Genomic DNA, 7,857 nt, shown 5'->3' with positions numbered 1-7,857 from the left:
TGTTAGCTTTGCCACCTTTTTTAAATTTTTCTATTTCAGCAACCTTTAAAATATCTAACATTTTATTAAAAGTGGCTTGTTTTATTCCTGTTAATCGGAATAATTCTTTATCATTAATAAAATCAAATTTATCAAATTTCATAATTTTAGATTCCTATAATTTCTATTTTAAATATATTTTATAGGAATTTTAAAATAACTAGGTTATGCAAGAAGTCTAATGAATATGCAAGTATTATGCAGTATGCTACTGCAACCGCAGAACAAGTTGCTTGATTACCTAATNNANNANANGNNNTNAGCAACAATTGCAGCCAAAAATGGTAAGGTTCTAGGTAATATTTTAGCAGGAAAGAAAGATTATTTTCCTGGTGGAATTGGAACAAGTATTATGCAGGTTTTCGAAAGTGAAATTGCTCGAACAGGATATATAAAAGAACAAGCAATTTTGAATGGTTTTAATGTGAAAGAGGTCGTTGTAAATGGAACAGATCATACACACTATGTTGCTGATGCGAAGCCAGTAACAATTAAAATTATTTATGACCAAAAAGCTAAAATTATTGTTGGTGCACAAATTTTTCGTTATAATAAAGCTAGTTTAAGAATCAATGCTTTAATCCCAATTATTTGAACAAAAACTAAAATTGGTGAAATTGAGTATTTAGATCTACCATATTCACCTCCTTTTGCAAAAAGTGTTGATGTATTAAACGTTGCTTTGACAAAAATTAATGAGTAATAAAAATTAAAGGAGATAATAATATTAAATGACAGTAAAAAATGCAATTAATTGACGAAAAACTATTAAAAAATATAATAGTGAAAAAGTAATTAATCAAAAAGATTTAACAGTAATACTTGAAGCAGGGCGCTTAGCACCTTGTTCATTAGGAATTGAAGTAACTAATGTTGTTAGTATTACAAATCAAGAATTAAAAAAGAAATTTGCTGATGAAGCAGTGCTTGGCTGAAATCAAGAAAAAGTCAAAGATGCTAGTTGTATAATGCTTATTACGGGTACTAATCCATCTTATTTAGTTTCAACTGAATTTTTAACAAAACGCTTAGAACGAGTTATTAATCAAGCAGATGATTTAGAAAAGGCAATTAAAAAATATCAAACTTTTTTGCAACAAAAAGAACATCTTTCTGCATTTGTTTCAGAACAAGCTCATATTGTAACTAGTTTTATTACAATTCAAGCTGCTGATTTAAGAATAGGAACTACTATTATGGGTGGTTTTGATGCAAAAAAATGTGATGAGTTATTAGCAAAACATTGTACGTTTGATCAAGGAAAATATCATACAGTCTTAGCTTTAGCGTTAGGATACTATGATGAAGATGATGATAAAGCAACAATGCCACGTGTTAGAATTGATTTTAATGAATTTGCAAAGATTATTAAATAATCTTTGTTTTTTTTAAAATATGTGTTATCATTATTTACATGCAAATAATATGCAGTCATATTATTAAAAGTGAGGTGAGTTATATGGCAAGAGAAGGAATCCATCCAAAATATTTTGATACTAAAATTATGTGTACAACTTGTGGAACTGAGTACATAAGTGGTTCTACTAAAGGAGAAGAATTAAAAGTTGATACTTGTTCTTCATGCCATCCCTTCTATACAGGAAGTCAACAGTTTGCTAATGCAGCTGGACGTGTTGAACGATTTAAATCTAAATTTAATAAAAAAGAAGAGTTAGTAAAACAAACAGAAAAAGCATCAAAAGCACAAAAAGAACTTAACAAAAAAACAGCGAAACCAAAATCTGATGAACAAAAAGTAGAATAATTGGTAAACCTTTATCTTTTTAAGATAAAGGTTTTTTTGATATTTTGTAATGTAATTTTATTAAATTAGAAACATAATTCTTAAAAAATTAGCGGAAATATAAGTTTAACTTAACAATAACTATTTTTTATTATTTTTATTTGGGTATAATAAAATTAATTGGGAGCGTGGTATTTTAATGGGATTGAAAATTAATAATTTAAAGTATAAACGATATAAAAAAATTATTTTTAGTGATTTAAATTTTAGTGTTGATAGTCAAGAAATTTTGGGGACTCATTTTGAGAATAAGTTTTCACAATTATATTTTTTAAAATTGTTATTGGGAAAGAAAAAACCACGTAATGGAACAATTTATTTAAACAATAGAAATATCACAACTTTATTACCAAAAGAACGTAGAATTGGTTATGTATCACCCGCCCCATTAAGATTAGCTTTTTTACCAACAAAATTACGTTTGGCTTATCATATTTTAAAAACGCCAAAATTTTTACATGATAGTTCATTAAAATATAATAAAAATAAATATTTTTATAAAAATTTAGTTTTTATTGGTAATGATTTAAATAAACAAGATTTAATATTAAAAATAGATAAAATCATTAATGAATATTTTAATAATTCAATTCATATTAAAGAAGAATGAATTGAGACTTATTTAACTCGAATTAGTGAATTCCATAAAAAAGAAATTAGTAAAATTTTAGATGATGATAAAGATTCAATTTTTATTCAAAGTTTACATACTTATACTTACAAAAGAGAAGAAATTCGTGTATATGAAGGTTATCTTGCATTTTTACAAGCTTTATGAGATAAAATTTATTATATTTCTGACTTAGATTATTTGTGTGATTGTTATGAAATTGCTAAAAAAAGAAAACTTAAAGATAAAAGTTTTGGTTTTATTGGGGCAAAATTAGTTTGTGAAAAGTATTTAAAAATATTGCAGACTGAAATTACATATGAACGTTATCTTTTAATTAAAGCACGAAAAGCATTAAAAAAATATCGTCTTAATGTTATAAATATGGTTTTAAAAGATAGTAAACATAAGAGTGTTATTAAAGGAATTTTAAATAAAAGTAATTCCTCAAATATAATTACTTGAACAAAATTATCAGAAGATCAATGATTTAACTATAATCAAAAACAAGAACAATTAATTGCAAATTTATTACCAGATGAAGCAACAATTATTAAGGGAAAAGTTTTAGAATATTTTCATAAATATCATTTGGAATTATTAAATAATACATTAGAAACTCGTGAAAAAGATAATTCACTTGCTATTGAAGAAGCAAATGAAAAAGTTGTAACAGTTTATAATCAAGCTTTTGAAGAAGTTAAAAAATTAATGAGTAATTTAAATATTAAAATGAACTGATTTAAACTTACTAAAAATTTAAGTAGTTTTGATCATACTAAAATTAGATTGATTAATGCCATTTTAAGTAAGAAAAAATTAATTATTTTACATAATACTTTTGACAATTTAACTCATAATGAAGCAAATGAATTAAATGAAATTTTACTTAGTTTAAAAAACTATAATCCACAGTTAACTTTTTTAGTTTTAACAAAGAACATTGAGAATATTAAAAATTATGTTACACAATTATTATTTTTTGATAAGGATAATAATTACAAATTGATGTCAAAAAATCATGCTGAATTTTTACCTAATACAATTAATTTATATCAAATAATGTATAATAGTTCAGAAAATGTTTTTAGTATGAAATATTCTATAGCAGAAAATGTTTTAGAAAATGAAAAAATTAAGATTAAATTACCTAAAGGAACTAAATTAATTGATCAAAAAGAATATTATTTAGCAGTTAATCCAAACTTAATCTCATTCCAAAAGACAAAGGAATTTAACAAATATTTACATTTATTATATAAAGGACATGTTAAGTCAATTAAAAAAGTCTTTAAATCAATTGTTTGCTTTTTTGAAGTTAATGATGAAGTTATTTTTAAAATTTTAGTGTCAGAAAAAGAACTAAATTTAAAAAAAACAACAACAATATATTTTGAAAAGAATGCATTATTAGTTTATGATAAAGTTAACAATAATTTAGTTGTTAACATATAAGCGAGGAAAACAAATGCAAGATTTAAAAAGAATTATTTTACAAAAAATTAAAGATTATAAGACAATTATTTGTTTACGTCATATTTCACCAGATGGTGATGCATATGGTTCAGCATTTGGATTAGCACAATTCATTAAAGATAATTTTCCAAATAAGAGGGTATTAGTTGATGGTGCACCAAATGATTTTTTAGCCTTCTTAGCAACACCTGATCTTCTTCAAGCAGAAGATTATAAAGATGCATTAGTAATTGTGACTGATACAGCGAACATTGAACCAATTGATAGTAAATATTGGCAGAAAGCAAAAGAAGTTATTAAAATTGATCATCATCCCAATGTTACGCCATTTGGTGATATACAATGAATTGATGAAACTAAAATTGCAGTTTCAGAAATGATTGCTGAGTTAGTTTTAACATCAAAATTAATAGTAACACCAGAGGCAGCCAAATTAATTTTTACTGGAATTGTAACAGATTCAAATCGTTTTATGTATAGTAAAACTTGCCACAATACTTTTATGTTAGCAGGGCAATTAGTTGCGACAGGTTTTGATTTGCAATCAATTTATCAAAATTTATATGAAGAATCATGAGTTAATGTACGCTTTAAAAATTATTTGTTATCGCAAGTAGTTATTTATGATAAAGAAATTAGTTATGTTAAGATAACTGATGAAATGTTAAAAGAACATAATATGAGTTATGAGACTGTTAAACCATGAGTTAATATTATGACTAATATTAAAGAATTTAAAATTTGAATGTGAGTAATTGAAAATAAAGCAGAGGGTTATATAAACCTTAGCATTCGTAGTAATACTTATATTATTAATAAAGTAGCAGAAAAGTACTGAGGTGGTGGTCATCAGTTAGCAAGCGGTGCAAAAATTTATCAGTGAGAAGATTTAGAACGAGTTTTAAAAGACTTAAGTTTTGTAATTAAAAATAACATTAAATATATGGGAGGTTAAGAATGTATTTTTTAAATAGTAAAGCTCAAATAGGCTGAATAGAAGTTATCACTGGTTGTATGTTTTCTGGAAAAACCGAAGAGTTTATTCGCCGCTTAGTTCGCCTAGGTTATGCTAAATTTGAAATTCAAGTTTTTAAACCAACAATTGATAATCGTTATAGTGAAAACCAAGTTGTTAGTCATAGCAAAAAAGCAGTTGAAGCAATATCAGTTAAGAATTCTGAAGAGTTATTAACAAACCTTAAACCAACAACAAATGTTGTTGGGATTGATGAAGTCCAATTTTTTGATAATAATATTGTTAAACTTGCTGATTCTTTAGCAGATAAAGGAATTATTGTTATTGTTAATGGTTTAGATAAAGATTTTCGAGGTGAAGCTTTTATTAATGTTGAACAATTAATGACACGAGCAGAAGAGGTTAAGAAATTGCATGCAATTTGTGTTAGATGTGGAAATTTAGCAAATAGAACCCAACGTTTAATTAATGGGAAACCAGCTAATTATTATGATCCAATTGTTTTAATTGGTGAAAAGGATAAATATGAAGCTCGCTGTCGTCATTGCCATGAAGTAACATACTAATGTAGGAGGAAAAAATGTTAACAAAAAGTGGATTAAATGCTGAAGTTTATTTTATTATAAATAGTAAGCCAAAAAATATAAAAAAAATTAAAGCTCATTTTGTTGAAAATTTGCCAATTAATTCCAAAATAATAATTTTAGAAGACTTATTAATTAAGGAAAATGACAATGTGATTGTTAATTGTAATGTTTTTAAAATTAGCCAAAAAATTATTCATAAACATCCCATTAAAAAAACATTTGAAAGTTGCGAATATCGTTTAACTTTAGTTGACCAATTAAAAAATTTGCCAAAATTTCAAACATTAATTTCAAATCAGTAAAAAGTCATTAATTATTATGATTTTTTTATTATAATGAATTAAATTAATCATTATTATTTAAAATATATTATAATTGTTAAGTGTCTAAAAAAGAGGTGAAGCAAATGAATCAAAAAACAATTGAACTATTAGAAACGATGTTAAAGCGGTGAAATTTAATTAATGAAGAATTAACAAAACCAGAAATAGTTAATGATGTAAAAAAGTTAACTAGTTTAGTAAAAGAACAAGCACAATTAGAGGAAACCGTTGCTTTATACTTAAATTATAAAAATGTTTTAAATAATATTAATGAAGCAAAATTAATTTTAGAGACAGAAAAGGATTATGAGTTAATTGAATTAGCAAAAGAAGAATTAAAAACCTCAGAAATAAGAAAAGAACAACTTACAGCAGAGTTAAAAGTAATGTTATTGCCAAAAGATCCTAATGATGATAAGAATGTTATTTTTGAAATTCGTGGAGCAGCAGGTGGTGATGAAGGAAACATTTTTGCTGGTGATTTATATCGAATGTATATAAAATATGCAGAACAACAACATTGAAAAGTAGAATTAATTGAAGCAAATGAATCAGAAGCAGGTGGCTTTTCTACAATTTCCTTTATGGTTAAAGGAGATCGTGTTTATTCAAAAATGAAATTTGAATCAGGAGCACATCGTGTTCAACGAATTCCAAAAACAGAAAGTAAAGGGCGAGTACATACATCAACAGCAACCGTTGCTGTTTTACCAGAAATTGAAGAAGTTGATTTTGAAATTAAAATTGCTGATTTAAAAATTGATACTTACCGTGCTTCAGGAGCAGGGGGACAACATGTTAATACAACTGATTCAGCTGTTCGAATTACTCATTTACCAACAGGAGTTGTTGTAACTTCCCAAGATGGCCGTAGTCAACATGATAATAAGGCATTAGCAATTCAACATTTACGAAGTAAATTATATGAAGAACAGCAACGTAAAATTAATGAAGAGCGTGGAACATTAAGAAAAGATGCAGTAGGAACAGGCGACCGGAGTGAAAAAATTCGAACATATAATTATCCTCAGAATCGGGTTACTGATCATCGTATTAATTTAACACTACAAAAATTAGACCAAATTATGGAAGGTAATTTAGATGAAATTGTAGTAGCATTAATTAATGAAGAACAAAGATTGAAAATGGAAGGAAACTAATGACAGTTAATGAATTAATTCAAAAGTCAGAAGATTATTTGAAAGACTCGAATAATGCTAATTATCTTGCCGATATTAAAATTTTAATAGCATTTTTTATGAAAACTTCATTAGCAAAATTATATGCAATTCAAAATGATAAAATTAATTTTAAGATTGATGATTATTGACAACAGTTAATGGCATATCGTAATGGAAAACCAATCCAACATATTACTAATTTACAAAATTTTTATGGATATGATTTTTATGTTGATTATAATGTTTTAATTCCTCGCTATGAAACAGAAGAATTAGTTGATAATATTAATATTATAATTGATGAAATATTGCTTAATAATGGTGATGAACCATTAACTTTAATTGATATTGGAACTGGGAGCGGAGCAATTGCAATTAGTTTAGGCTTAGAAAATCCAAGTTTAACAATTTATGCTAGTGATATTTCAACTGAAGCATTAAAAGTAGCAAAAAGAAATATTAAGCAGTTAAATTGCAAAAATGTTAAATTATTGGAAGGTGATATGTTAGAACCATTTATTAAAAATAAGATTAAAGCTGATCTGCTAGTTTGTAATCCACCTTATATTCCAAAGAATCAAAATATTAGTAATCGTGTTAAAAATTATGAACCACATGTTGCTTTGTTTGGTGATATTGATGGCCTATATTTTTATCGAGAAATTTTTCAAAATTGACAAAAGGTTGTTAAAAAAAATGGCATTTTATGTTTTGAACATGGTTATGACCAAAAAAAAGATTTAGAAAAATTAGTAAAAGAATATTTTCCAAATCAGAAATATTATTTTCAAAAAGATATAAATAAAAAATGACGAATGTTATTTATTAATATTTTGTAGTAAAATAAAAGAAACTTAAGTG

Annotated in this window: 8 protein-coding genes and 1 pseudogene; all 9 read left to right on the top strand. The window is 25.6% G+C overall.

Going from position 1 to position 7,857, the window contains the following annotated elements:
* Positions 1-220: 220 nt before the first annotated feature.
* Positions 221-742, top strand: a pseudogene (locus BST80_RS00225) (hypothetical protein).
* A gap of 28 nt (positions 743-770) precedes the next feature.
* Positions 771-1,415: a nitroreductase family protein gene (locus BST80_RS00220; protein WP_415745431.1), complete on the top strand. Its 645-nt coding sequence runs from the start codon at positions 771-773 to the stop codon at positions 1,413-1,415.
* An 83-nt stretch (positions 1,416-1,498) separates the two neighbouring features.
* Positions 1,499-1,804, top strand: a complete 306-nt coding sequence (gene rpmE, locus BST80_RS00215) for a 50S ribosomal protein L31 (protein ID WP_415745430.1) — start codon at positions 1,499-1,501, stop codon at positions 1,802-1,804.
* A gap of 178 nt (positions 1,805-1,982) precedes the next feature.
* Positions 1,983-3,908, top strand: a complete 1,926-nt coding sequence (locus tag BST80_RS00210; protein ID WP_415745429.1) for a hypothetical protein — start codon at positions 1,983-1,985, stop codon at positions 3,906-3,908.
* A 13-nt stretch (positions 3,909-3,921) separates the two neighbouring features.
* Complete coding sequence (locus BST80_RS00205; protein WP_415745428.1) at positions 3,922-4,884, top strand: DHH family phosphoesterase; 963 nt, start codon at positions 3,922-3,924, stop codon at positions 4,882-4,884.
* A 2-nt stretch (positions 4,885-4,886) separates the two neighbouring features.
* On the top strand, positions 4,887-5,471 hold the full coding sequence (locus BST80_RS00200; protein WP_415745427.1) for a thymidine kinase: 585 nt from the start codon (positions 4,887-4,889) through the stop codon (positions 5,469-5,471).
* Positions 5,472-5,485: 14 nt separating this feature from the next.
* On the top strand, positions 5,486-5,794 hold the full coding sequence (locus tag BST80_RS00195) for a hypothetical protein (RefSeq protein ID WP_415745426.1): 309 nt from the start codon (positions 5,486-5,488) through the stop codon (positions 5,792-5,794).
* 104 nt (positions 5,795-5,898) lie between these two features.
* Positions 5,899-6,975 carry a peptide chain release factor 1 gene (gene prfA, locus BST80_RS00190; RefSeq protein WP_415745425.1) on the top strand — a complete coding sequence of 359 codons (1,077 nt, stop codon included), beginning with the start codon at positions 5,899-5,901 and terminating at the stop codon, positions 6,973-6,975.
* On the top strand, positions 6,975-7,835 hold the full coding sequence (gene prmC / locus BST80_RS00185; protein ID WP_415745424.1) for a peptide chain release factor N(5)-glutamine methyltransferase: 861 nt from the start codon (positions 6,975-6,977) through the stop codon (positions 7,833-7,835). Before prfA ends, prmC begins: the two co-directional genes overlap by 1 nt.
* The last annotated feature ends 22 nt before the right edge of the window (positions 7,836-7,857 follow it).

It is taken from the genome of Spiroplasma sp. Moj (assembly GCF_016082285.1).
Taxonomy (GTDB): Bacteria; Bacillota_I; Bacilli_A; order Mycoplasmatales; family Mycoplasmataceae; genus Spiroplasma; species Spiroplasma phoeniceum.
This window is presented reverse-complemented; position numbering and strand designations above follow the sequence as displayed.